Origin of the sequence: Sinomicrobium pectinilyticum (assembly GCF_003725735.1) — a bacterium.
GTDB lineage: Bacteria > Bacteroidota > Bacteroidia > Flavobacteriales > Flavobacteriaceae > Sinomicrobium > Sinomicrobium pectinilyticum.
Genome location: NZ_RJTM01000160.1, coordinates 1 through 25,199, shown reverse-complemented (window position 1 = coordinate 25,199; position 25,199 = coordinate 1). Strand labels below are relative to the sequence as shown.

At 44.3% G+C, this 25,199-nt stretch carries 17 protein-coding genes and 2 pseudogenes; 12 read left to right on the top strand and 7 right to left on the bottom strand.

Going from position 1 to position 25,199, the window contains the following annotated elements:
• Positions 1-8 precede the first annotated feature (8 nt).
• The 8 genes from ED312_RS20915 to ric all read left to right on the top strand — a co-directional run bounded on the left by ED312_RS20915 (position 9) and on the right by ric (position 8,756).
• Positions 9-857 carry a hypothetical protein gene (locus ED312_RS20915; protein WP_123217970.1) on the top strand — a complete coding sequence of 283 codons (849 nt, stop codon included), beginning with the start codon at positions 9-11 and terminating at the stop codon, positions 855-857.
• Positions 858-1,085: 228 nt separating this feature from the next.
• Positions 1,086-1,703, top strand: coding sequence for a thioredoxin family protein (locus ED312_RS20910; RefSeq protein WP_123217969.1), 618 nt, complete (start codon positions 1,086-1,088; stop codon positions 1,701-1,703).
• Positions 1,704-1,973: 270 nt separating this feature from the next.
• A complete protein-coding gene (locus ED312_RS20905; RefSeq protein WP_123217968.1) occupies positions 1,974-4,088 on the top strand; it encodes a ribonucleoside triphosphate reductase in 2,115 nt (704 codons plus the stop codon).
• Positions 4,089-4,169: 81 nt separating this feature from the next.
• Positions 4,170-4,331, top strand: coding sequence for an anaerobic ribonucleoside-triphosphate reductase (locus ED312_RS20900; RefSeq protein ID WP_123217967.1), 162 nt, complete (start codon positions 4,170-4,172; stop codon positions 4,329-4,331).
• A complete protein-coding gene (locus ED312_RS20895; RefSeq protein ID WP_240643160.1) occupies positions 4,291-5,001 on the top strand; it encodes an anaerobic ribonucleoside-triphosphate reductase activating protein in 711 nt (236 codons plus the stop codon). The genes ED312_RS20900 and ED312_RS20895 overlap by 41 nt, the downstream gene beginning before the upstream one ends.
• A gap of 97 nt (positions 5,002-5,098) precedes the next feature.
• Positions 5,099-5,533 carry an RrF2 family transcriptional regulator gene (locus ED312_RS20890; protein ID WP_123217966.1) on the top strand — a complete coding sequence of 145 codons (435 nt, stop codon included), beginning with the start codon at positions 5,099-5,101 and terminating at the stop codon, positions 5,531-5,533.
• Positions 5,534-5,785: 252 nt separating this feature from the next.
• On the top strand, positions 5,786-8,023 hold the full coding sequence (locus tag ED312_RS20885) for a nitric-oxide reductase large subunit (protein ID WP_123217965.1): 2,238 nt from the start codon (positions 5,786-5,788) through the stop codon (positions 8,021-8,023).
• Positions 8,024-8,027: 4 nt separating this feature from the next.
• A complete protein-coding gene (gene ric, locus ED312_RS20880) occupies positions 8,028-8,756 on the top strand; it encodes an iron-sulfur cluster repair di-iron protein (RefSeq protein ID WP_123217964.1) in 729 nt (242 codons plus the stop codon).
• Positions 8,757-8,855: 99 nt separating this feature from the next.
• Here ric and ED312_RS20875 read toward each other — a convergent pair whose 3' ends face one another.
• From ED312_RS20875 to ED312_RS20855, 5 genes are read right to left on the bottom strand one after another with little or no spacing between them, the layout of a single operon-like run.
• Positions 8,856-9,647 carry a helix-turn-helix domain-containing protein gene (locus ED312_RS20875; protein WP_123217963.1) on the bottom strand — a complete coding sequence of 264 codons (792 nt, stop codon included), beginning with the start codon at positions 9,645-9,647 and terminating at the stop codon, positions 8,856-8,858.
• 8 nt (positions 9,648-9,655) lie between these two features.
• The gene (locus ED312_RS20870) at positions 9,656-10,120 is read right to left on the bottom strand and encodes a phage tail protein (RefSeq protein ID WP_123217962.1); all 465 of its coding nucleotides are present in this window, start codon (positions 10,118-10,120) and stop codon (positions 9,656-9,658) included.
• Between the two features lie 7 nt (positions 10,121-10,127).
• Positions 10,128-10,511: a DoxX family protein gene (locus ED312_RS20865; protein ID WP_123217961.1), complete on the bottom strand. Its 384-nt coding sequence runs from the start codon at positions 10,509-10,511 to the stop codon at positions 10,128-10,130.
• Positions 10,512-10,517: 6 nt separating this feature from the next.
• Positions 10,518-10,982, bottom strand: coding sequence for an SRPBCC family protein (locus ED312_RS20860; protein WP_123217960.1), 465 nt, complete (start codon positions 10,980-10,982; stop codon positions 10,518-10,520).
• A gap of 6 nt (positions 10,983-10,988) precedes the next feature.
• On the bottom strand, positions 10,989-11,312 hold the full coding sequence (locus ED312_RS20855) for an ArsR/SmtB family transcription factor (RefSeq protein WP_123217959.1): 324 nt from the start codon (positions 11,310-11,312) through the stop codon (positions 10,989-10,991).
• Positions 11,313-11,955: 643 nt separating this feature from the next.
• Here ED312_RS20855 and ED312_RS20850 point away from each other — a divergent pair.
• On the top strand, positions 11,956-13,623 hold the full coding sequence (locus ED312_RS20850) for a sulfatase family protein (RefSeq protein WP_123217990.1): 1,668 nt from the start codon (positions 11,956-11,958) through the stop codon (positions 13,621-13,623).
• Between the two features lie 216 nt (positions 13,624-13,839).
• Here the strand turns inward: ED312_RS20850 and ED312_RS24530 are convergent.
• Both ED312_RS24530 and ED312_RS20845 read right to left on the bottom strand, forming a co-directional pair.
• Positions 13,840-14,985: pseudogene (locus tag ED312_RS24530) on the bottom strand (acyl carrier protein); the annotation flags it as partial.
• A gap of 291 nt (positions 14,986-15,276) precedes the next feature.
• A pseudogene (locus ED312_RS20845) lies at positions 15,277-20,934 on the bottom strand (SDR family NAD(P)-dependent oxidoreductase); the annotation flags it as partial.
• A gap of 154 nt (positions 20,935-21,088) precedes the next feature.
• On the opposite strand from ED312_RS20845, the gene ED312_RS20840 reads away from it, so the two are divergent.
• The 3 genes from ED312_RS20840 (at position 21,089) to ED312_RS20830 (ending at position 24,828) form a co-directional block, all read left to right on the top strand.
• Positions 21,089-21,406, top strand: coding sequence for an acyl-CoA dehydrogenase family protein (locus tag ED312_RS20840; RefSeq protein WP_123217957.1), 318 nt, complete (start codon positions 21,089-21,091; stop codon positions 21,404-21,406).
• Positions 21,406-22,662 (top strand): acyl-CoA dehydrogenase family protein, encoded by a 1,257-nt coding sequence (locus ED312_RS20835; RefSeq protein WP_148044345.1) that lies wholly within the window; start codon positions 21,406-21,408, stop codon positions 22,660-22,662. Before ED312_RS20840 ends, ED312_RS20835 begins: the two co-directional genes overlap by 1 nt.
• Before the next feature lie 1,089 nt (positions 22,663-23,751).
• On the top strand, positions 23,752-24,828 hold the full coding sequence (locus ED312_RS20830) for an alpha/beta hydrolase-fold protein (protein ID WP_123217955.1): 1,077 nt from the start codon (positions 23,752-23,754) through the stop codon (positions 24,826-24,828).
• Positions 24,829-25,199: the final 371 nt, after the last annotated feature.

Sequence of the window (25,199 nt, the reverse complement as noted above, 5' to 3'; positions counted from 1 at the left end):
ATTAAAAAATGAAAATAGTAAAATCTTTATTTCTTGTCGCGGTTTTTATATGTTTTGTCTCATGCGCTTCGGACAATGACGAAGTATCCGAAAACGATCCTGTAGCCGGGCTCAACCTGGTAACATCTTTTGAGGCCAATGGACATACGGTTGAACTTTACTCGGAAAACAGCGGTTTCACTACGGGATATAACGAGGTATCGATCCGGATAAAAGATATTGCCTCCGACCGTTATTTTTCCGATTCGGAGATTGCCTGGACGCCCGTCATGCATATGACGGACAGGGAACACTCCTGTCCGAAATCCGGCGTAACATTAACAGAAAATAATACGGTTTCCAAAGGTTTTTTGATATTTCAAATGACCGGTAATGCCGAAGAATATTGGAGTCTGATACTAAATTATAAGATTGGCGGAACAACTTACGAAGCGGAAGGGTACCTGGAGGTCAATCCGTCACCTGGCGGGAAGCAAAAGATCACTGTTTTTAAAGGAAGTGATGATACCCGTTATATTCTGGCTATGATCGGGCCGGTGGAACCGGAGGTGAAAATAAATGGTTTTGTAGCCGGGTTGTATAAAATGGAAGATATGATGAACTTTTCCGCAGTTGAGAACTACAGGATCTCCGTAGATCCCCGGATGCCAGGAATGGATAATCATGGTTCCCCGAATAATGAAGACCTGACCTATGATGTGGCATCGGGCATATATAGAGGAAAACTCTCATTCACAATGACAGGGTACTGGAAAATTAATCTCAGGCTGTTAAATGATAAGGGAGAAGTTATAAAAGGAGAGGATGTGACGGAAGAAACGCCCGCAAGCAGCCTGTACTTTGAAGTAGAATTTTAACCGGATGCCGGGACTTGTATCGCGCGCCTGGCCGGGATAGGTAGGGAGAGCAGTTCGGGGTTGAGGAGTTGATAGCTTTTCAGGCACGGATTGCACCTTATGTTAGTGCCGTAGAGCTTAACATGTAGTAGTGTGAAAGTACACCCCCGTCCGGCAGAGATAAACTGATTTTTTCGGTGACCATTACTTCCGGAAACAATTTTAAAAAATTAATCGAAACCACAAGATATGGAAAACAAGATCATAGAAAACAGTTTACAGAAAGCACTTTCCTATGAAGCGTATATGGAACTGGTAAAACAATTGGCTTCCGAAGGAAAGACCTCCGGGCCGGAACAAACTGATGTACGCATAAATTTTACAAAATTGAATATGAGCAGAATGCGCAGGCTCAACAAAACCCTGGCCATTCCGGAAAAAGCGGTGAAGAGTTTTAAAAGGATAAATAAAAGACAAACCTGGCTTGTAATAATGGAAAGCTGGTGTGCCGACGGAGCACAGACAATCCCGGTTTTAAACAAAATCTGTGAGGAAGTCACGAATCTTGATCTCAGAATTGTTCTGCGTGATGAAAACCCTGAGCTCATGGACCTGTTTTTGACAAGTGGGACCCGTTCCATACCTAAACTTATTGTATTGGATGGTGATGTTAACGTAGTCCATACCTGGGGACCCAGATCGGGAACAGTAATGAACATGGTAGCCGCTTATAAAAGCCAGAACGGAAAAATAGACGATCCCTTTAAAGAATTTCTTCAAATATGGTATAACAGAGATGGCGGAATGGCGATCATTGAGGATTTGGTAAAGCTAGTGGAGGAAACACCTCTGGCCGAAAAGCGTTGATTGATGTATCGGATAATCTGCCGGAGGTTGGCTTTTTATGAATATATAATCTGTTATTTCAATAGTTTCCGTATGAAAACTTCTCTCGATGTCATAAATGCCCACCAGAATTAAGCTCCTGAAAACGGATAGACAGAATATAAGCATTTTATGAACAATTTTGATTTTAAATTGTTGATTATTATTTTTTTAAATCGGATATTTAAGTCTTGTTTTGGGTAAATTTGTATTAAACCCATAGCGAAACAGCACGGGATTAAACAGAATAAGATGAAAAATTCAGTTATCAAAAGGACAGGAACTTATGTACCGTTTGAAGGGTACAAAATTGAGATAGCCATAGAAAAAGCTTTTGCCAGTGTACGGCGATCGCCTGACCCTGAAATATATAAAAGATTGATGAGTCGGTTGGATACGGAAAGCATCTTATCGGTGGAGGAAATACAGGATGCCATTGAAAAAGAGTTGTATGAAGCGGGTTATTTTGAGGTGATGCGCTCCTTTATGTTGTACAGGCATACGCGTAAGATGCAAAGGGATCATACACATGGGTTCAGCGAGCATACCACATATGTAGACAGTTCCCAGACGGTGGCGGAGTATATAGAGCAAACAGACTGGCGGATTCATGCTAATGCCAACACGTCATATTCCAATGCGGGATTGATAAATAATGTAGCGGGAAAGTTGATTGCCAATTACTGGCTGGACCAGGTTTATTCGAAAGAGGAGGGGCACGCTCACAGGAACGGGGATATTCATATACACGACCTCGATTGTCTCACCGGTTATTGTGCGGGCTGGAGTTTAAGGGTTCTGCTCAATGAGGGGTTCAACGGTGTCCGCGGCCGGGTGGAAAGTCGTCCGCCTAATCATTTCAGGGAGGCCCTGGGCCAAATGGCTAACTTTCTGGGTATATTACAGAGTGAATGGGCAGGAGCACAGGCTTTCAGTTCATTCGATACTTACCTGGCTCCCTATGTATTTAAGGACCGGCTTACTTATGAAGAAGTGCTGAAAGCCATACGCAGTTTTGTCTATAACCTGAACGTACCGGCACGCTGGGGACAGTCGCCCTTCACCAATATTACCCTGGACTGGGTAGTACCCGAAGATTTAAAGGCCCAGATCCCCACCCGCCGGGACCGGCATTTGTTTGAGGGAAATGACGATGCTGAAATTTCCCGAATGGCATGGGAGCGGGGAGTGGATAGGGTAACCGACCTGCAGTACCGGCATTTTCAGAAAGAAATGCAGGTCATTAATAAGGCGTACTACCAGGTAATGACCGAAGGTGATGCACAGGGCCAGCCATTTACCTTTCCCATTCCTACCGTGAATATCACGGAAGATTTTGATTGGTACGGAGAAAACACGGACATACTTTTTGAGAACACTGCCAAAATAGGGTCATCCTATTTCCAGAACTTTATAGGCAGCCAGTATCTGACAGATGAAAACGGTGACAAAGTGCCCAATCCCAATGCCTACCAGCCCAATGCCGTACGAAGTATGTGCTGTCGGTTACAACTGGACCTGAGGGAGTTGTTGAAAAGAGGAAACGGCCTGTTCGGCAGCGCCGAAATGACGGGAAGTATCGGGGTAGTCACTGTTAATATGGCACGATTGGGATACTTATATGCGGGAAAAGAAAGACAATTATACCAGGCCCTGGACCGGCTGTTGGGATTGGGACAGTCCACTTTGGAGAAAAAAAGGGTTTTTATACAGGAAATGTTTGACAGGGGGCTCTATCCGTATACCCAACGTTACCTGTCTCACTTCAGGAACCATTTTTCGACCATAGGGGTGAACGGAATGAACGAAATGGTCCGGAACTATACCCGTGACCGGAATGACCTGACGGATAATTTCGGACATGAAATGGTGGCCGGAATCCTGGATCACATACGGGGCAGGTTACAGGAATTCCAGGAGAGAACAGGGAACCTGTATAACCTGGAAGCCACACCGGCAGAAGGAACGACATACAGGTTTGCCAAAGAAGACCTGAAGCGCTACCCGGAGATCATCCGGGCCGGGACACCGGAAAATCCCTATTACACCAATAGTTCACAACTGCCGGTTGATTTTACCGACGACCCGTTTGAAGCCTTATTGATGCAGGACGAATTGCAATGCAAATATACCGGGGGAACGGTGTTACACCTGTATATGAACGAAAAGATCAGTTCACCGGAGGCTTGCAGGCAGTTTGTAAAAACAGTACTGACCCGGTTTAAGCTTCCCTATATCACGGTAACCCCGGTCTTCAGTATTTGCCCGGTTCACGGCTATTTGAACGGGGAACATGAATTTTGTCCGAAATGCGACGACATTTTGCTCGACCGGATTCATAACCATCAACAGGAAAGTACAGCATAAATCCTGTACCGGAAAGTTATGCTACACATTTAAATTTTTATTGAATAACCGCTCCCAAACGGAGCATTAAAAAACACATCCATGAAAACAGCAGAACAACACGAACTGAATTCACAGACAGCATTGCGGACCCGATGTTTGATATACACCAGGGTCATGGGGTATCACAGGCCGATAGAAAGCTTTAACATAGGAAAAAAAGGTGAACACAAGCAGCGTACACACTTCAGGGAAGGCTATTAGGAACATATACAGCATCACCCCGTTTACCCTGCTTGACTATCCGGGTTATCCGGCCTGTATTATATGGTTTGCCGGATGCAATATGCGGTGTTCGTACTGCTATAATCCCGATATTGTCCTGGGGAAAGGGCGTCTGACCTATGCCGGAGCTCTGGATTTCCTGCGAAGCCGGAGAGGGCTTCTGGAAGGCGTTGTTTTGAGCGGGGGAGAGTGCCTTCTGCATACTTCAGTTCTTGAATTTGCTTCCCGTGTAAAGGACCTGGGGTTTTTGATCAAAGTGGATACCAATGGCAGTCGTCCCGACGTGTTGAAAGCTCTTGTAGAAGAGTCCCTGGCCGATTATGTCTCGCTGGATTTCAAGGCCCTGCCCGATCGGGAAATAGCGGTTACGGGAGGTGAATATTTTGAAGACTTCAGTAAATGCCTGAACCTGTTGCTGGATGGATCCGTAACCTTTGAGGTCCGTACTACTGTTCACAGCGGTTTACTACAATCGCACGATCTTCTGAGAATGAGTTTTTTTTTAGCTCAAAAAGGATATAGTGGTGTATATTATTTGCAGAAGTTTCAGCGGAACGTTCTCACTCTGGGTGAACCGGGACCCGACAGGGAAGGAATTGATCTGGCAGCACTCGAAGCATCACCGTTATCTATACAGATCAGAGGTTAATTATTTTCCTGGAATTGCTGATTTTTTTTACAGATGTATTTACTGCGATAAAAAGAGTCTTAGTAAAATACGTATTTTTGCGGTAAAGTCCCGCCAAATGCTATCAAAATCCTGTGAATACGGTATCAGGGCCACCCTGTACATCGCTTCCGAGACCCGGAAAAAACAGCGGGTAAGCCTGCGCGATATATCCCGGAAGATCAAATCCCCCGAAGCCTTTACGGCCAAGATACTGCAAAAGCTTGTTAAGCATAATATCGTAACTTCTGTAAAAGGATCCGGAGGCGGGTTTGAAATGGCCACGGCCAATCTCAGTACCATAAGTATGAAAGACCTGGTTACGGCAATAGACGGGGACGGACTGTTTACCCGGTGCAGCCTGGGACTGCACGAATGCAGCGAAACAAATCCCTGTCCTTTCCATTTTAAATACAAACCGGTTAAGGAAAATCTGAAGAACCTGTTCGAACAGACCAATCTCGAAGAACTGATGAGTGATTTGAGCGAGGGCAAAACCTTCTTAAAATTATAATCCTTCCCGCTTTCGGAAACCACCCCGAGGACCGGCCCACCCGGAATATTTTAAACCAATTACCTCACTGCCTCCGCATCTCCCCGTCTCATTGTCTCCCCATCTCATTGTCTCCCCGCCTCACCATCCCACCACCGGTTTTTAGCAAATATGACCTCTGTCATAAAATAAGATATCAGTAAACGACAAATTTGTACCGTAAAATATTGTAAAAAACCGGACAGGTTTGTCTGACCAAACATTAGATACATTATGAACAGAGAACATAAACTATGGATAGGTTTTGCATTGGTAATGCTGTTGTCTTTCGGAGTTTTAGGTTATTATGGTTATGAAATATACCAGGAATCACCTCCCGTTCCCGTAAAAATTGTTACTACCGGTGGAGAGGTCGTATTCACCGGGGAGGAGATAAAGGACGGTCAGAATATCTGGCAGAGTATGGGAGGACAGGAAGTAGGGTCCGTGTGGGGCCATGGGGCTTATGTAGCACCCGACTGGACTGCGGATTGGCTGCACAGGGAAGCTTTGTTTATACTGAACCTTTATGCGGGAAATGATCAAAGTACGACTTACGATGCCCTGAACCCGGAACAACAGGCGGCTTTAAAGGTAAGGCTTCAAAAAGAATTGCGAACGAATACCTACGACCCGGTATCGGGGACCATTACCATATCCGGTGAAAGAGTGCAGGCTGTTGAACATCTCAGCATGTATTATAAAGGATTGTTTACCGACGATCCCGGATTTGACAAATTGCGCAGCGATTATGCCATTCCGAAAAACAGTATTAGAGATGAAGCCCGGATGCATAAAATGAATGCCTTTTTCTTTTGGGCTACCTGGGCTACCGTAACGGAAAGACCGGGAAGTACCATATCCTATACACACAACTGGCCAGCGGATGAACTGGTAGGAAACAAGCCTACCAGCGACCTGCTCGCCTGGTCCGGGGTAAGTATTATCCTGCTGATCCTTTGCATCGGTATCATGGTGTTTTACCATGTAAAATCGGGAGCAGACGAAAATGTCCCGCCCCCCGCAGAAGACCCTTTGTTGAAACAGGGAATAACCCCTTCCATGCGACTGGTTAGAAAATATTTCTGGATTGTAAGCCTGCTTATGGTTCTTCAAATGTTGTTAGGTATTGTTACGGCACATTACGGTGTTGAGGGAGACGGACTCTATGGCATTCCCCTGGACCGGATACTTCCGTATGCTGTTTCACGAACGTGGCATACCCAGCTTGCCATTTTCTGGATTGCGACCGCATGGCTGGCTACCGGGCTTTATATCGCCCCCGCAGTATCAGGAAAAGACCCTAAGTACCAGAAGTTCGGGGTAAATTTCCTGTTTATTGCCTTGTTAATCATTGTATTGGGCTCTATGACCGGTCAATGGCTGGGTGTGATGCAAAAGCTGAATCTTATCGACAACTTCTGGTTCGGGCATCAGGGGTATGAATATGTAGACCTGGGCAGGTTCTGGCAAATATTTCTGCTGGTAGGGCTTTTCGTGTGGCTGGCCCTGATGGTGCGTCCTTTAATACCGGTGCTAAAAGCGAAAACCCCGGAAAAGAACCTTATTGTCATGTTTTTGGTGTCGTGTACGGCTATCGCCACTTTCTATGCTGCGGGACTAATGTGGGGACGGCAGACCAACCTCGCCATCGCCGAATACTGGAGATGGTGGGTGGTCCACCTTTGGGTGGAGGGCTTCTTTGAAGTGTTTGCCACCGTGGTGATCGCATTTTTGTTTGTACGCCTTGGCCTGTTAAAGACAAAAACGGCCACACTTAGTGTATTGCTGGCTACCATCATATTCATGTCCGGAGGGATCATAGGAACTTTTCATCACCTGTACTTTACCGGTACACCAACAATGGTTATGGCCCTGGGGGCTACCTTCAGCGCACTGGAAGTGGTTCCGCTTACCCTGATCGGCTACGAGGCCTGGCACAATTATAAACTGTCTAAAACCGCTAAATGGCTTGAGGATTATAAATGGCCTATCTATTTTATGATAGCCGTCGCATTCTGGAATTTCCTCGGTGCCGGCATTTTCGGGTTTATTATTAATCCGCCCATCGCGCTGTATTATGTACAGGGATTAAACACAACTCCCCTGCATGGACATACGGCGTTATTCGGAGTATACGGAATGCTCGGAATAGGTTTGATGCTGTTTGTGTTGAGAAGCCTTTACAGGGATGTTAAATGGAACGAAAAACTTTTAAAGATATCATTCTGGTCCCTCAATATCGGGCTGCTCGGAATGGCCTTGCTGAGCCTGTTGCCCATAGGGATATGGCAGGCGGTGGAAAGTATAGAGCACGGTATGTGGTATGCCCGTTCCTCTGAGCTTATGCAACATCCCACCATGATCGTACTGAAATGGCTTCGTTCTATAGGCGATATCATTTTCGGTATAGGTATCGTAACCACCTGCTGGTTTGTATTTCAATTGACATTTAAAAACAAAAAACAATAAGAAAATGGAAACATTAATGAATAAACAGATCGGGGAATTCGTAGCTGAAGATTACAGAACAGCTGCCGTTTTTTCAAAATACGGAATAGACTTTTGCTGCAAAGGCCATCGCACCATAGATGAAGTATGCACTAAAAAGGGGCTCGACAAAACCATTTTACTCGACAGCCTGAGTGCAGTGCTGAATATCCGAGCTGATCAGGCTATCGATTACAGGTCCTGGCCTTTGGATCTTTTGACGGATTATATCGAGAAAAAACACCATCGTTATGTGGAGGAAACCATTCCCATTCTCCTGCAGTTCCTGGATAAACTGAGAAAGGTACATGGGGAGCGTCACCCGGAGCTGTTCAGGGTGTACGAGCTGTTCACCATGACGGCAGGGGCCCTGAGCCAGCATATGAAAAAGGAAGAACTCATGCTGTTTCCGTTTATCCGGAAAATGGTGAAAGTCCGGCTCAATGAAGATACGTTGGAAAGGCCACATTTCGGGACTATTGAAAATCCCATTACCATGATGAGGCACGAACACGATGAGGAAGGGGATCGTTTCAGGGAGATCGCCGGGATAACGGGGAATTATATCCCTCCGGAAGATGCATGCAATACCTACAGAGTAGCGTTTAAGATGCTGGATGAGTTTGAACAGGATTTGCACCTGCACATTCACCTGGAAAACAACATTCTCTTTCCGGCGGCCATAGAGTTTCAGGAAAAGATGTTTAAGGAATGATATACATCAAAGTTATACTGCTCATTCATATTCCCGGGGCATGCATCCGGCTTGGCGGAAACCTGATCGATCCTGCTGTTTCATTTCTTTCAGCCATCGTTAAAAATAAAAGGCCCGGCGCTGGCCCCGGAATTTGAGAAAAAGTATACCTGAAAATTGTTTAAAGTCGTGGCTGAAATGCACCTCGTCATAATAACCAAATTCAAAAGCAATATCGGCAAAATTCTTATGTTGAAATGGAGTGTTGAGAAGGGAATTGAACCTGGCAATGCGTAAGAATCGTTTAGGGCTAAAACCTGAAAATTCTTTGAATCTTCTTTCAAACTGCCGCAGAGATAAAAAGTTATTTTTAGTCAGGGAACTGGCTGAAACAGCCTGGTAAGCGTTTGAAATCGTTTTTATAGAAGAACAGGTGCCTGAGAATTTTGTCCTGACATTTATCAATCGTGCTTCTAAAAAATCGGTTATGATTTTAACCCTTTGGTTATTATTAACGGCCAGCATTATTTTTTCTTCCAGTATTTCTCCTTCTTTGCCGTAAAGGGTTTTAATATCAACGGACTGATTGGTAAGTTCATTTGCCTGCATTTGAAACAATTGTGTAAGGGCATGAGGGTATAAATAAAATCCCAAAATACCAAAATCCGTGTTTGATGTAACTCTGCTGATAGATTGTGTCTGCCCGTAAACTCCGGTAATCAGGCTTTTTCCCGTATCAAATGCTGACTTGTATTTGAATTGGCCTTTATAACAGAAGAGAACCTCAGGACAATGATGAGCAAATGCGTGATGAATAAATGAGGGTTCTTTGGGAGCGTTGTATTCTGAAAACCAAAAGAACCGAACATAATCAGCAAGACGTTGTGGGGACTGTATGATCTTAAAGTTCATTTCTGTTTTTAATATTCGCCTTTGATAACAAAAAATGAACCGCGAATTGTTCCTGCCAATTTTGACTTCTTCCGGGCAAACTTAAATTTATTTTCCAATTCTTCCGGTATTTCCATACCATCAGAAAGTTTGAATCCAACAGCCCGTTGTTTAGTAGTATCTATTGTATAAGGAATATTGATTGCAAGTCCGTTCTCATAAAAAACAAAAACCCATTTTATATTTTCCACCTGCAAACTTGCAGTCTCTAATGGTTTAGCTGTAATCTCAATATCCCGCTCTTCCTTTAAAATCCGGTTTACCCAATTAAGGGTCTCCCGGCTTTCACTTGCAGGGATAACCATAAAATCAAGTTTATATTTATTCATAAAATATTGAGCCTCATGTGCCCGTAAACCTGCAAGTGCTTCTGCAACCGGAGATGATTCCAGGCCTGTTACAGATACGTTTTTAAAATCTACTTTATTAGCCATAGTATTATTATTTTTTATTGAAAATGATTTTTCTGTCTGCTGGTCTAAAATACCAGGACAGAACGGTAAGAATTGCAAAAAGTAAAGGGGCGAGATAATGTGCGAAGCCGTCTCCACTTGCGATATGAGAAATTACTGCTCCCGTCATTGCAAAAAAGAAGCCGGCGTAAGCCCATTCTTTTAGTAGCGGGGTTTTTGGGAGTAATATAGCAATAACCCCTAATATTTTCCAGACGCCTAATATGCTCATCAAATAAATTGGATAGCCCAGGTGAACAATCCCCTCTATATTTTCTTTTACTCTGAAAATTTGTGCCAATCCGCCCGAAAACATTCCTAATGCGAGTAAAACCGTTGTTGTCCAGTATATGATTTTGTTTCTCTTTGTCATTTTATACTATGTTAGGTTGGTTAATGTTTCTTGTAATCTGTCGTGAGCCATATTGATACCATTTGCAAATGGTAGTTTTAGCTGTTCCGCTCTGTGTTCCTCTGACTTATAAATTATTTGCATGGTCAACTTACTTGTGCTATCCGTAAGCTTTTCAAATATGAGAAATTCAAGCTGTACACCAATAGGAGTATTTTCCATTTCAAAGGTTCGGATGATTTTTTGGTTGGGCAGAACCTCATGTATTGTTCCGTTTGCCTTAAATACGACATTTCCGTTATACGAAGTTTCAAACTGATAACTACCGTGATTCCTGTTTTCAAGTTTTATTACTTTTGTTCCCATCCATTGCTCTATAAGCTCAGGCTCACTGTAGGCTTTAAAAAGTAACTCAACTGAAAGGTCAAATTCCCTTGTTATTATTAATTCTTGCTTTCCTTCGCGAGCATCAATTTTTGTCTTTTGTTCCATTTTGTCCTATTTCTCCGATTTATAGTTTTTCATAATAGTTTCTAATTTATTAAACCTGTCATCCCACATTTTACGGAATGGTTCAATAAAATCGGCTATTTCTTTCATTCCTTTTGGGTTCAGTTGATAGTATATTTCCCGGCCTTTTTGTTTTTGATTGAGTATTTCACACTCCGTAAGTATTTGTATATGCTTGGAAATAGTTTGTCTGGAATAGTCAAAATGATCAGCAATTGAAGTCGGAGTCATTGCTTGAAAAGCAACCAAAGAAATTATCGTTCTACGAGTTGGATCGGCTATGGCCTGGAAAACGTCTCTTCTTAATTTCATTACGCAGTTATTTGACTGCAAATATATGCGCAGTCAAATAACTGCGCAATTTTTTTATTGATTTTTTTGTAATAGGCTAGTTATTTTCTTATACGTAAGCTGAAATTGAAAAAAACGTGGGGTTGTCCCTCATACTGGTGCAGGTCAAAATTGCCTTTGCTGCCGGTAGCAATGATCTTTTCGGGACCAACATGGAATTTTTCTTCATTTGACCGTAAAAACGAATGGCCGACTTGGCATCTATCCTCCGCCGAAAAAGAAAACCATCACCGGGACTTTTCTCTTTCGCTCAGGGATTCGGGATAATAAATGCCTATAGTTAAATATGAGATATACAGTGTTTTAAAGGTACCCTCTTCCCGGGCTTAAATTTTTTTGAAAACCTGGTAACAGAAAAAATAAAGGTATCAATGTGCGTTAGTTTACTCTTTTTAACAACCATTTTACAGAGAAAAATTAAAATAGAAGTATCTTAGTACGAATCAGAACCTGGATCAGGTATAAAATTATTTTCGATTTACTGCTATTTTTTATTCTGCCCATACTGTACTGTACTGCACGGAGAGGTATAAAACCAGATGTGGGCAGTACAGAATTTAAAATAAACATTGCTAAATTACGAGTGATAAAAGACCAAAAAAAAATGAGAACCAATACCTTATTATACCTTTTGTTTTTTGCGGCGTGCATAGTTTCTCCGGTCAGGGGACAGGAAAAGAACAAAAGACCGAACATCATTTTAATGGTGAGCGACGATCATGCTTATCAGGCTATTAGCGCTTACGGCTACGGCTTGAACGAAACCCCGAACATCGATAAACTGGCCGAGCAGGGAGCGCTATTTACCAGGGCTACGGTTACGAATTCCATCTGTGCCCCCAGTCGCGCCGTTATCCTTACCGGGAAACACAGTTTTATAAATGGTAAGGTAGACAATGTTCAACCTTTTAACTGGGACCAGGACAACTTTCCCAAAGAGTTGCAAAAGGCAGGTTATGCCACGGCCATGATCGGTAAAATACACCTTGATGGTCTTCCTCAGGGATTTGATTTCTCCATGGTTTTGCCCGGGCAGGGACATTATTACAATCCGGATTTTATTATCAACGGAGAGAAAAAACGTATTCAGGGTTATGTAACGGACATCACTACCGAATATGCCCTGAGATGGTTAAAGGAGCAGCGCGATAAAGAAAAGCCTTTCCTCCTGATCTACAATCAAAAGGCGCCCCACCGCAACTGGCAGCCTGCACCTGAATATCTCCATTTATACGATGAAGCGGACTTTACCCCTCCGGATAATTTCTTTGATCCGGAAACAGGATACGAAGGACGTGGTACTGCGGCTAAAACCCAGGAAATGCAGGTTGACGGCCATGCGGTGTGGGGGCACGATTTTAAATTCCTGGTGTCTCCCGAAGGCAACGAAACCGGTTTTGATAAAGAATTAAACCGGTTCAACGAAGAACAACGCGCCCAATGGGAAGCCGCTTACGGGCCCAAAAACAGGGCTTTTATAGAGAAATATTTTGCGGAAAAGAAGATCGATCCCAAAAAAATAGAAAAAAATGTTGACGGGAAAAAGATTTTGATAGACAATAAAACCAGGGAAAAGGAAATAGCCTTGTGGAAATATAATCGCTATATTAAAGATTATCTGCGTACCATTAAATCTGTGGACGATGGTGTAGGGGAGCTGTTAAATTACCTTGAAGAAAACGACCTTACGGACAATACCATTGTTATATATACTTCAGACCAGGGGTTCTACCTCGGGGAACACGGCTGGTTCGACAAACGGTTCATGTATGAGCAATCTTTTCGTACACCTTTATTGATGCGATATCCGAAGGAGATCAAACCGGGTACCGTTGTCGACGAACTTGTCCAGAACCTTGATTTCGCGCCGACTCTTCTGGATTATGCCCATGTACAGGTCCCTTCGGAAATGCAAGGAGAATCGTTCCGGGATCTGGTAAACGGAAAATCAAAGGAATGGCGCGATGCGGTCTATTATACGTATTACGAATATCCGTCGGTGCATATGGTAAAGAGGCATTACGGGGTAGCTACGAAGAGGTATAAGCTGATACATTTTTACTACGACATTGACGAATGGGAAATGTACGACCTCAAAAAAGACCCGCAGGAAATGAATAATATATACGATGATCCCGAATATGCGGAGGTAAGGGCGGACCTGCATCAAAAGTTGAAAGCACTCCGCGAACACTACGGGGATTCGGATGAACTGCAGGAAGAATACTTAAATACATACCTTGAACATCAAGCCAGAGGAAAGAAAGAGTAAAAGGAGAGATTAAAATAGCGTTAAAACAAAAAAGAGATATCGAGTCGGTATTTCTTTATGTGGGGCATGCAGGATTCGAACCGGTGCTTTCCACGCTCTGTCAGGGCAACATTCCAAACCAAAGGAGCTAATGATTCAAAAAAAGCCCCAGGATCTCCTGAGGCTCTATCTGGTTGGGAGAGATGGACTTGAACCGGTGGCCTTTGGGTTATGACGCTAAACTTTCCTGTTATCGGGTAAGGCCGTTTCGTAAAGGTCCAGTCGGGCTATTTTCCTATCAGGTGTTTCAATTTCACAGGTCCAGTGGAAAGAGCGGCCGTTACGACCATTCTCGTAGGCGGTGAACAACACACTTTCACCGGCAAAAGCGAAATTGTCTGTCTCACAAGTGACCCTTTCCGGTTTAAATACCTTGTCCTTATAGGCGAGCTTACGCCCAACTTCAATCAGGTGTGCGGCATAGCGTGTCATTATGGACACGGGAAATGCAGGCAGGTTACTGAAATGACCAACACATTGCTCTGGCTGTAGTTTATCTATCCTGAAGCAGATACGACCATCATCGTTTATTTCCGGGATTGCCGGGTTATCGTCTTCATACACTTCAGAATTGATATCTTGCCATGCCGGATTCGTATTGATATGCTGTTCGAATAGCGTATATAATACTTTTTCCGGGATGATGTGATAAGATACTTCCATTTCCATACAGGTCTCTCCTTTATTGTCGCGAATAAGAGCTATTGCTTTACAGTGCGACTTTACATAATCGAAGCCAAATGGCTTGGCATATAGCGTCAGCTTCTCGTCTGGCCTGGGTATTCTGATAATACTGAGATCACCGTGTTGTACCGGGTAACAGTGCCTGCTGTTGTCGGGATTGACATCTGCCACCGCACAGGAACCGAGTAAAGCAAGATGGCGCGCGCTGTCCGCCATATTAAGCGGTATATTCCTATTCCAGTAAAAACCTTCTACGACGGCAGTCAGGCCATCGGACGATCGGTTTATTTCTGTAAGGGAAAAATAGGGTTTGCCTACACATATCCGCATAAGGTAATCGTTTATCAGGTTTTTTGCCGTGGCGGTCTTTGTTTGTTCCACAGAACCGGCGGGTACAGCTGTAAGGTGCAGTCGCGACACTTTCTTCTTTATCAGCTGCACCAATTTGTTAATGGTACCCGCACCCATTATTTCCATCATGGATGTGTCCAGCCCCAGTTTGGATTGTAGTGCGATAGACAATTCAACAGACATAAGTGAGTCAAGGCCAAGGTCGGTGAGCCTCGCATCCGGTTGGATGGAATCGGCCGGAATACCGGTAATGCCGGCAAACACGTGGGAGATTTCGTTAAGAATGATCTGTTCCCATTCGGCAGGCGAGTGGTTCGTTAACAAATTAAGGAGTGCGGGCTGGCCGCTTTTACCGTTGCTGCTTACCAGCCCTGCCACTTTGGAATGCGTACCGGCAATGCTGCCGGTCCATTTATCCCAGTCGGCATAGAGAATGGAAACGTGGCTCTGATAATGGTTCAGCGCTTTTTCCATCAGCTCCAGTCCTTTGTCCGGTGCTATTGGCATTAACCCGATATTTCCCAGCTGAGTTCTGGCCTGTTCATTCCTGGCGAGGACTCCTACTTCATCAATACTTCCCCAATTGATACAGGTTGCTTTTAATCCCAGTCTTTTTCTTTCATGCATTAGTCCGGCTAAAAAAGTGTTAGCCGCTGCATAGGTCGCTTGTCCGGGATTACCAATATAGCCGATACCTGAAGCGTAACAGATAAAGAAACCCAGCTGCATATCCTTTGTTACTTCGTGCAGGTGCAGTGCACCCAAAGCTTTTGGCAGAAAGACCTTGTTGAGGAAGTTGGGACTGATATTTTTTATGATACTGTCTTCCACCACTGCAGCAGCATGGACCACTCCTGTGAGTTGAAGACCTAATGTGGCCGGATAGGCGATCGCATTTTTTACGGCCGCTGCATCCGTTATGTCCAGCGCTATTTCGTAAATATGGCAACCCATTGCGTTGAGTTTGTTTTTACTGGCGGTATCTTCCGGGGCTATTTTGCCCTTGCGGCTGGCCAGCACCAGGTGTTTTGCCCCGCGTTCCGCCAACCATAAGGCTGTGCGTAGTCCAAATCCGCTGCATCCGCCACTGATGAACACACAGTCATTATCCGTAAAATGAAGCATTCCCTGTATTTCTGGAAGGGTGGCAATGCCGTTATCCGTAAAGTCTATCACTACTTTACCGGCGTGTGTACCGGTGGCCAGCTTTTTAAAGCCCTCCCTGAACTGATGCAGACCATAAATTTCGTGTAGCAGTGGAGGTAAGGCCCCGGAAGTATACGCTTTCAGGAAGTTGTCTAAGAATGTGCGTATCTGTTCAGGCGCAACCGGGGCTATTTTATCGAGATCCAGTGAGATAAAACGGATACTTTTGTTAAAAGGCATCAGGGGTAGTTTATGGTTATTGGTAATATCCTGTTTACCCAGTTCAATGAATGTACCCAATGTACGTAACAGTTCCAGGCTTTTGATCAACGCTGGGCCTGCCAGTGAATTAAGTACCACATCAACGCCTTCCCCACGGGTATCTCTTACTATTTCATCATAGAAATCAAGTGAACGGGAATCGTAAATATAACGGATGCCTTCCCTCTTAAGTAATTCTCTCTTATCGTCAGTGCCAGCAGTGGCGAATATTTCCGCACCATGCGCTCTGGCTATCCTGCACGCTGCCAGCCCCACACCTCCGGCAGCAGAATGGATGAGCACCCGCTGTCCTCTGCTGAGCTGTGAAAGTTCAACAAGACCTGTCCAGGCAGTAAAGTAAACGAGGAAAGTGGAGGCTTCATGAAAAGAAATATGCTCTGGCAGTTTAAATACAAATGATTCCTGTACATTGATGACAGTCCTTAACCCGGAGCCCAGGAAGTATACCCTGTCACCACTACGAATATTCTTTACCGTTTCATGTACCTTTGTGACAATGCCCGCACCTTCCAGTCCGAATTCGCTACCGAAATAAGTGTTCTCCAGGGCTGCCTCGTTCAGCAGGCCCATGGCCTTCATCACATCTTTGAAGTTTACGGAGGAGGAGACAATGTTTATCTGTACTTCCTGCGGACCGGGATCGGAAGGCTGGAAATTGCGGAACTGTAAACTGTCCATCTTGCCTTTTTGCAGAATCTCCAGTTTGCTGTGGCTTATATGTTTCCGGGTAACGGGTATCTGCGTTTTCTGCGGAAAGGTGATATCGTCTTTTATGATAATCCCTTGTTTCCATCCGTCACTGGTGTGTATCAATTCCTCTTCAGGGAATGAATCCCGTAGTAATTCATCCAGCATGCCGGGCGATAACGGCTCCTGGAGATCAATGAGCTTGAGTTGCAGGTCCGGCATCTCTGTCATGGCTGTCCTGCCGAAGCCGGTGAGGGACATATGATGTACATTGATCTTTTCTGTTTCCGGCGCTGTTTCATCTTTCAGGGCGTGTTCCAGCAGCAGTATAAAACGGGTTGGTTTTGTTTCTGTCAGCATTCCCTGAAACAATTGTACCAACTGATAATTGTCTTCCAGAATATCTTCTACACTAATAGTTGTTTCGGCAGGAGGGAGATACAGGAGTTGAAAGTCTTTTTCCTCCAGTGTAGCTAATTGTTTTGTGGAAATAAAGCGAGCATTTCCGAGTTCGGGCGAAAGTTGTTTAAACCTTTCCCTGTCACCGGTTGCAATCAGTTGTGAGCTAGCGAGTTCACCATTCGGGGTAATGCTGAAAGGAGCAAAAGTATATTTATATACCCATTGCTGTAAGGGATCGGCACTATCGGGAATCTGTGTTTTTTTGCAACTCAGTCCTTTAATATCTACGAGCAGATGACCAGCTTCATCTGTGAGTTTCAGGTTCCCCCGCAGTATATTGCCGAATTGACTGGTTATTTCGCCGGCGCAATAGACCTGTAACGGAAGCGGAGCGAAGACCTTAAGGGATTCAATGCTGACGGGCAGGTATGCATAACCGGGTGTGGTTTCCGCAAGTAGTATCAGGGTCTGGAAAGCACCGTCCAGCAAAGCAGGATGCAAAATGGCGGAACCATCCTGTTGTAACTGGCTCTCCAGCCGGGCATATACGCGGTTCCCGACAATATGATGTGCAGAAATGGTCCGGAAATATTGTTTATAGTTCAGCCCCAGAGATGCAAAGCGGTTGTAAATGTCTGCATGTGGCTTGCCTGCATCTGCTAATATTTCTTTCACCGGGGGTAGTGTAACGGGGTTATATTTATTGGTAGCCCATCCTGATGCCCATGCATGTTCCGTAGTAACATCATTCACATGTGACGATATGCTTAAGTTTCCCTTTGATGTAAGATGGACGTATAGCTCCGGGTATTCATCCGGTTGGAAAGAGAGTGGCCGCTCAATAGCCAGTTGTTCCAGCACCAGCACATTATCGTCGGTGGAGGTAGAGAGGGCAGACAACATTGCTTCCACATAACCTGCCGCCGGGAATACAATAGTCTTTCCTATCTGATGGTCTTTGAGATAGGTCAGTGAAGGTTTGTTGAGTTGTGTTTTCCAGGCTGTTACGGAGCCAGACAGTTGTTCCTCGAGGAAAGGACTTTCCCGGTCATTTCCCAGGCGGAAAGCTTCCATTTCTGCACCCAGTGACCAGCAGTGTTCCTGGTCCCATGCATAAGATGGCAAGTGGATTACAGTTCCTTTAAGACCCGGATTTAGCGCAAGTGGTACACTGGCATTGATGAGCGCTTCCATATTTCTGTTGATGATCAGAGGCTCATTACTGTGTCTTTTTAAGGTAAAAAAGGTATTTACTCCGATACTTTCTTTATCGGCGATTTCCTTAATGGAGCCGCCCAGTACAGGATGTGGCCCGATTTCAATAAAATTCACATACTCCTTACGCAGCAGTTCTTCAATGGTAGCCTGGAAATGTACCTGTTCCCGTACATTTTTCCACCAGTAATCGGCAGCATGCACAGCTTTATCAACAAGGGATGCTCTTAAAGTTGAATAAAGAGGGGATGCCGGAACGGAAGGCTTCACCGTGCTGAAAGCAATGAGCATTTTTTCTTTCAACACGTTGGTCTGGGAAGAATGGTAAGCTACTTCTACCCTTACGAACTTAGAGAAAATGTCTGCAGAAAGCAGCTGTTGATCCAACTTTTCCAATATTTCCTTTTTACCGGCAACTGTTACTGATTTTGGGGAGTTAATAGTAGCGATCTCCAGGCCGGGAAAACGCCGGATATAATGTGTGGCATCGTTTATACCGAGACCTACGGCAAGCAGTGTGCCGTGTCCTGCTATTTCTTCCAGTATAGTGCCTCTGTGATAGATGATTTTCACCCCGTCTTCCAATGTTATAGCACCTGTCACCACTGCGGCTGCAACTTCACCTACACTATGGCCCATAACTGCATCTTTTGGCACACCGTAGCTGTTGAGGACTTCACTCAGGCCTATTTGTACGAAGAAGTTAGCTGCCTGCGCGAGATAATTACGGGTAATACGGGAAGAGGCTTCATCCTGTTGCATTTCCGTCAATAATGAATACCCCGCCAGTGGCTGGTATAATGCATCACATTTGTCCAGGGCAGCCCTGAACACTTCGTTCGACCTGTACAGTTCCTGTCCCATGCCATACCATTGCGGTCCCATACCTGTGAATACCCATACCAGTTTGCCATTGCTGGTGGTAGCAGGCCTGGGGGCCTGTTCTTTTGTCGTCATCTTTTCGCGAATGGCAGCAATGAGCGTTGTCGTATCGGAAGCTGTCAGCAGCCAGTTGCAGGCATGCCTGCTTCTTCTTGCTGCAAGTGTATAGGCAAGATCATGTAAAGGGACGTCCGGCTTTTCGTCCAGGAATTCCAGCATCTTTGCGGCATTCATGGAAAGTGAGGCTGCAGACCGCGCCGAAAGCAGGAAATTGTATTTCCCCGGTTTTTTTGTCGTTGTTTTATGAACGTCTTTGGACGTAAAGGCCGATAGGATGACGTGCCCGTTGGTACCGCCGTACCCGAAAGAGTTGACACCGGCATATTGTAAGGAAGTAGTCTCGTACCATTTCTCTCCTGCCAGCGGAATACGGATATTAAGTTCCCTGAAAGGAATATCCGCAGAGAGTTTTCCCAGGTTCATATGAGGGAGTACCTGCCCGTGTTTGAGCATCAGGGCCGCTTTAATGATACCGGCCACACCGGCTGCGGCTTCCGTATGCCCGATGTTGAGCTTCACGGAGCCGACGGGTAATGAATTTTTGCGTTGTTCTCCATACACGGCCCCCAGTGCACCCAGTTCGATAGGGTCGCCTGCTTTGGTGCCTGTGCCGTGTGCTTCTACATACCCAATGGACGAAGGGAGGATACCGGCCACACTCAGGGCTCGTCTGATAACAGCTACCTGTGCGTCCTGGTTGGGGAGTGATATTCCATCCGTTCTGCCATCCTGGTTGATGGCACTGCCTTCTATCACGGCGTAAACGGGATCTCCGTTCGCAATGGCCTTATCCAGTTCCTTAAGTACTACAATACCAGCGCCTTCACCACGACCGTAGCCATCGGCATGTTCGAAGAAGGCCTTGGAGCGGCCGTCCCTGGCCAGGAATTTTCCTTTGCACATGAGGATAGTACCGGAGGGGCTCAACATTACGTTTACACCGCCAGCGAGAGCCAGTTCCGATTCTTCGCTGAGAACAGACTGGCAGGCCAGGTGAACAGCCACCATCGAAGCGGAACAGGCTGTATCCAGGCTGACGGAAGGGCCTGTGAAATCAAAAACATGAGAGATGCGATTGGAGAGTAGAGTAGCTGATCCTGCCATAGCCGTATGTGAGTTCACATGTTTTAATGCGTCTTTCGCTGTACGCAGCAGAAAATTGTCCAGCATAAAGGTACCGGTGAATACTCCTACCGGCTTTTTTCGGAGCAGGTGGATGTCCTGTCCCGCATCTTCCAGTGCTTCGTAAGCGGTTTTCAGCAATAAACGTTGTTGTGGGTCCAGCGTAAGGGCTTCCCTGCGAGAGAAATTAAAAAAACTGTAGTCAAAATCGTAAATATTCTCTTCCAGGAATGCGCCGCGTTTGACATACATCTTTCCGGGTGCATTTTCATCCGGATCATAGAAACGGTCCGTGTTCCAGCGGTCGGACGGAATGTCCTTCACACCATCTGAACAATTTTTTAATTGTTTCCAGAAACTTTCCGGGTCTTTAATGCCGCCGGCAAAGCGACAGCCGATGCCGATAATAGCAACTTTCTTTTTTTGGAGTAGTGTTTTCATAAGGATTAGGGGTAGGGTTATCTCATTCAATTACGGTTTTTCTAAAAGAATTTAAACCATAAATGTATTATAAATATCTCTATTTATTTGTAATATTTTCCTTATATTTATTTTGCATTTTTCTACATTTAAAACCAAATCCCGTAATACTCCTATGGAAAGGCCAACTCCTCCCTTTACTTCCCCTGTTAATACAAGTGAACAAAAATGCAATGCAGTTGTGGAATGGCTTCAATGGTATGCAGAGAACCAGCACAGGCCATTGTTATATGATCAGCGCAGGTGCTTTTCTCCCGACGTAATCCTGGAAGCGGGGATGCATGGCCTGATGGGGCTGAATGTACCGGAACAGTACGGAGGCCTGGACCTGGATATGCGCTCTACAGTACGTATTTGTCAGCAGCTGGGCTCCATTGATCTGTCATTGGCTACCCTGATAACCAACCACAATTTTCTCAGCTTAAGTCCATAGTGAAATATAGCAGTACAACACTAAAAGAGGAATATTTACGACCATTGGCTCAGGGCCGGCAACTGGCCGGCTTTGCCCTGTTTGAACCCGGTGCAGGCTCCAACCCGATGGCCATCACCGGAAAAGCCGTTGTAACAGATGACGGATATTTTCTCAATGCCGAAAAGATGTGGATAGGATCTGCAGGATGGTCATCGCTGATTATTACATTCGCAAAGCTGGCAGACAGCAATTCATCAGAAAGAGGGATCACTTGCTTTGCCGTGCCACGAAACAAGCCAGGGGTACATATAGGCAAAGAGTTACTTACCATGGGCATGAGGGGAATGGTACAGAACAGGATCAACTTCGATGTTGTAAAGCTTGAAAAACGATACCCGATAGGAGAAGAAGAAAAAGGAATGGACATTGCCAATGATGCCATGATGCTGGCCAGAATAACGGCCGGCGCAACCCTGCTGGGCGCTATGGAAAAATGCATACAACTGATGTATCGTTACTCCTCGCGCAGGGAAGTAGCCACCGGCTCATTGCTGAAAAACCCCGTTACACGACAATCGTTGAGCAGCAGTATGATGGAGGCTGCACTGATGGAATCCCTCGTCAATTATATAGCTTCTACCGCAGACACAGATATACGGAATATACCTGCCGAACTCTGTGTAGTATCAAAAGTGGGCGGTTCGGAATTTCTATGGAAAGCCGTAGACGCCGACATGCAGTGTGCGGGAGGACGAGGCTACCTGCAGAACAACTATATATCGCAACTGATACGCGATGCCCGGGTGGTCAGGATATTCGAAGGTCCCTCCGAAGTACTTATTACCTATATGGGCACAAAACATATACGTGCGGTAGATAAAGATCAATTATATGAACTTATCAGCGTGCGGCTACGGCAACCTGAACTTTCCGGAGAATTGGAAAACGTATATCAAAAAAGCAGAGAACTGTTGAAAAGGAATATAGAGGACACCAGCCTTATAGCCTTTCGCAATGGGAATATATTAACATGGGTGCTACTTTTGGCTGTTTACGCCGGTACTATGTCCAATCCTGACCCCGAAGTGATAAGCTATGCCAAACAACAGATCCGTATCTTCACCGCACAGCTGGACAATTTCAACCCGACATCCGGGAATTATGATATTGACACTATTTCAAAATATGTCAGGAAGATCAACGATGACATCGGCAACCTGGAGATACTTACCCCTGACGAAGAATACGATATGGATGACTACTTCAAAAAATAACTCTTTGCATCCGGCGAATGAGGATGAAGTATTGTGAGCATTAGAAATAATGTGTCGAGACAGCCCAAAAATTAAAAAACAGAACATATTGATTCATTTTTCTTTTTACAAAATTCGATATTCCTATTCCGCCATTACCATGATGCTGTTATATAGATTTGTTACCATTGGATATATGAGAAAAAGTAAAGACTATCACATTAAGGATGTCGAAAGGGGTAAATTCGTTATACGGAAGGCCTAAAGGGCCGTTATAGGTGCCCTCACCGGAGTATTAATGGAGAACTAAATTAAGTTTCTGATTTTTATATGCAAACGCAGTATTTGAAAATAGATGTGGATTCCTTCTGTTTTTTTTCATGTTAATGGCTTCTTTTTTATTTTAATCCCATTAAATGGGTCTAATTCCTCGATGCTCTGCATCGAAATGAGCTAAGGTTTGGCTCGTTTGAATACTTCGTGGGCTTGCCCCGAGGTAGTGGATTTTAGAAATTTAAGTATTATTCTCATCATTTATCCTTGTATAATCCTTTTTGTACTTTGAAGGAGAAAGCCATAACACCTGTTTTTAAAATATAAGCCATCCGTTTTTGTTTTTATTGTATTCTACGTTCCAGCTGCCGCTCAGGATTTTATCTCCGTTTGGTCTGAAGGTTTATAATTATAAGATATAAAAGAACGACAGCGTGTTACTCAGGTTGCAAGACCCCGGTATGTATGTTTTTTTTCCGGCGGGTGAAGGACAAAATGGAATTTTAGTATCCATTTTACCCCGTTGGATACAGGAAACGGACATTTTTATTCATTCCGTAAACAAATGGATGTTGTTTTTGTATTATTTATTGAGATTTCAACCTTAGTATTAAAAAGGGTTGTGTATATTCAGGTGCTGTGTGTGATTATGAACATCCTGTTATCTTTCTGCAATAGCAACATAAAAGTACAGTATCTGTAAGAAAATATATAACATGAAATATGAAAAATATAAGACTAACGGTAATTTTAGTACTAATATTTTCCGCTTCAGTATTTGGACAAAAAATAGAGAAGGAAAAAATAAATTCGATAGTTTTAAACTAGGAAAGAAGTCTGTGGATTTATACGCCATGGCAATATGAAGAATATCCGGACAAAAGATTAGAAACAATTTACGTTTTCGACGCTCAAGGGCGAGAATATTTTGACATAGTTCATTCCACAGTTCAATTTTTAGGTGGACAGGAGTTTGCATTTATTGTGGTCGGAATCGAATCGCCATTCATCGAGGAAAAAAATCAAAGCCGGAACACGGATTTTTTGCCGAAAGCGACTGACAAAGAAACCATTGAAAAATACGGTGATTTTTCAGGTGGTGCAGATAAATTTTTAAGTTTCGTCAAAACCGAAGTTGTTCCTTTTATTGATAAAAGGTATAGGACCTTGTCCGAGAGAGTCGCTGTCGGATATTCCAACGGAGGGACTTTTATCAGCTACAGTTTTCTAAAAGAACCTGATTTGTTTGATGCTTATATTGCCATATCTCCAAATTATGCCTACGATAAAGGACAATTGGTAGAACGATTTTCCGACTTGGTCCCTAAAAACCTGAAAGGGGAAAAATTTGTTTTTATAAGCAACTCGAACGAAAGTATAGAAACTGCTGAAAGATGGGCGGGCTGGTCAGAATCGAACGAAAAGGTTATTGAAATAATCAAAAATCCGAAATTCAAATCTAGAATCCATTTAGAAACAAAGGATTTTTCAGAGACCGAAGATCATGGTACTACTTTTCCGATCGGAGTATTTTACGGACTCAAAACATTTATAGATTATCAATTCAGAACCGGAGAAAATACAACCGCATATTACGACCGCCTGGCAAAACAAAATCTTGTAAAACTAACTCCGGAATTTGTAAATACCCTGGCTTATGAATGTTTTTGGAACCAAAAAATCACGGACGCGATTACAGTAATAAATTGGGCAATCGAGAAATTTCCTGATGCACACAATCTTTATGACAGCAGGGGAGAGTTCTACGAAAAAGCCGGAGAACTGGAAAAGGCAAAGAACTCCTTTCAGAATGCCATTGACCAACTCGTAAAATACAAAGAGAAAATGGACAAAGAAGAATATGCAAAAAAAATGGAATACTATGAGGGAAACTTTCAACGAGTGAGTGATTAACATGAATAAGGTAGAAGACAAAAGGCACGCTCTCTTCAGAAGAGGGTAATCCGCAATGACAGGTGCATACCTGCCACCGGACCGTCTTGCTTCACTACCGACGACGCATTGATTCTGGCCAGGTATATTCCCGTTGAAAGCTGTAAAACGGCCATTAACACAATCCCTTTGACACCGGAAGGGGTTTGGTTAGCGGCTAACCAAACTGCTTTTACCGCTAACCGGGTTACTTACGCCGCATATGCAATTGCTTAAGCGGCTAACCGGGTTATGTTAACGGCTAAAGGGAATGGGTTAGCGGCATACACAGTTACGTTGACTTTTAAAGGGAATGGGTTAGCCGTTAAAGGGATTTGTTTAGCGGCATACAC

Bases quoted from the DNA above. Each gene is read 5' to 3' on its own strand.
- ED312_RS20915 (WP_123217970.1), top strand. From the start codon at position 9: ATGAAAATAGTAAAATCTTTATTTCTTGTCGCGGTTTTTATATGTTTT.
- ED312_RS20910 (WP_123217969.1), top strand. From the start codon at position 1,086: ATGGAAAACAAGATCATAGAAAACAGTTTACAGAAAGCACTTTCCTAT.
- ED312_RS20905 (WP_123217968.1), top strand. From the start codon at position 1,974: ATGAAAAATTCAGTTATCAAAAGGACAGGAACTTATGTACCGTTTGAA.
- ED312_RS20900 (WP_123217967.1), top strand. From the start codon at position 4,170: ATGAAAACAGCAGAACAACACGAACTGAATTCACAGACAGCATTGCGG.
- ED312_RS20890 (WP_123217966.1), top strand. From the start codon at position 5,099: ATGCTATCAAAATCCTGTGAATACGGTATCAGGGCCACCCTGTACATC.
- ED312_RS20885 (WP_123217965.1), top strand. From the start codon at position 5,786: ATGAACAGAGAACATAAACTATGGATAGGTTTTGCATTGGTAATGCTG.
- ric (WP_123217964.1), top strand. From the start codon at position 8,028: ATGGAAACATTAATGAATAAACAGATCGGGGAATTCGTAGCTGAAGAT.
- ED312_RS20875 (WP_123217963.1), bottom strand. From the start codon at position 9,647: ATGAACTTTAAGATCATACAGTCCCCACAACGTCTTGCTGATTATGTT.
- ED312_RS20870 (WP_123217962.1), bottom strand. From the start codon at position 10,120: ATGGCTAATAAAGTAGATTTTAAAAACGTATCTGTAACAGGCCTGGAA.
- ED312_RS20865 (WP_123217961.1), bottom strand. From the start codon at position 10,511: ATGACAAAGAGAAACAAAATCATATACTGGACAACAACGGTTTTACTC.
- ED312_RS20860 (WP_123217960.1), bottom strand. From the start codon at position 10,982: ATGGAACAAAAGACAAAAATTGATGCTCGCGAAGGAAAGCAAGAATTA.
- ED312_RS20855 (WP_123217959.1), bottom strand. From the start codon at position 11,312: ATGAAATTAAGAAGAGACGTTTTCCAGGCCATAGCCGATCCAACTCGT.
- ED312_RS20850 (WP_123217990.1), top strand. From the start codon at position 11,956: ATGAGAACCAATACCTTATTATACCTTTTGTTTTTTGCGGCGTGCATA.
- ED312_RS20840 (WP_123217957.1), top strand. From the start codon at position 21,089: ATGGAAAGGCCAACTCCTCCCTTTACTTCCCCTGTTAATACAAGTGAA.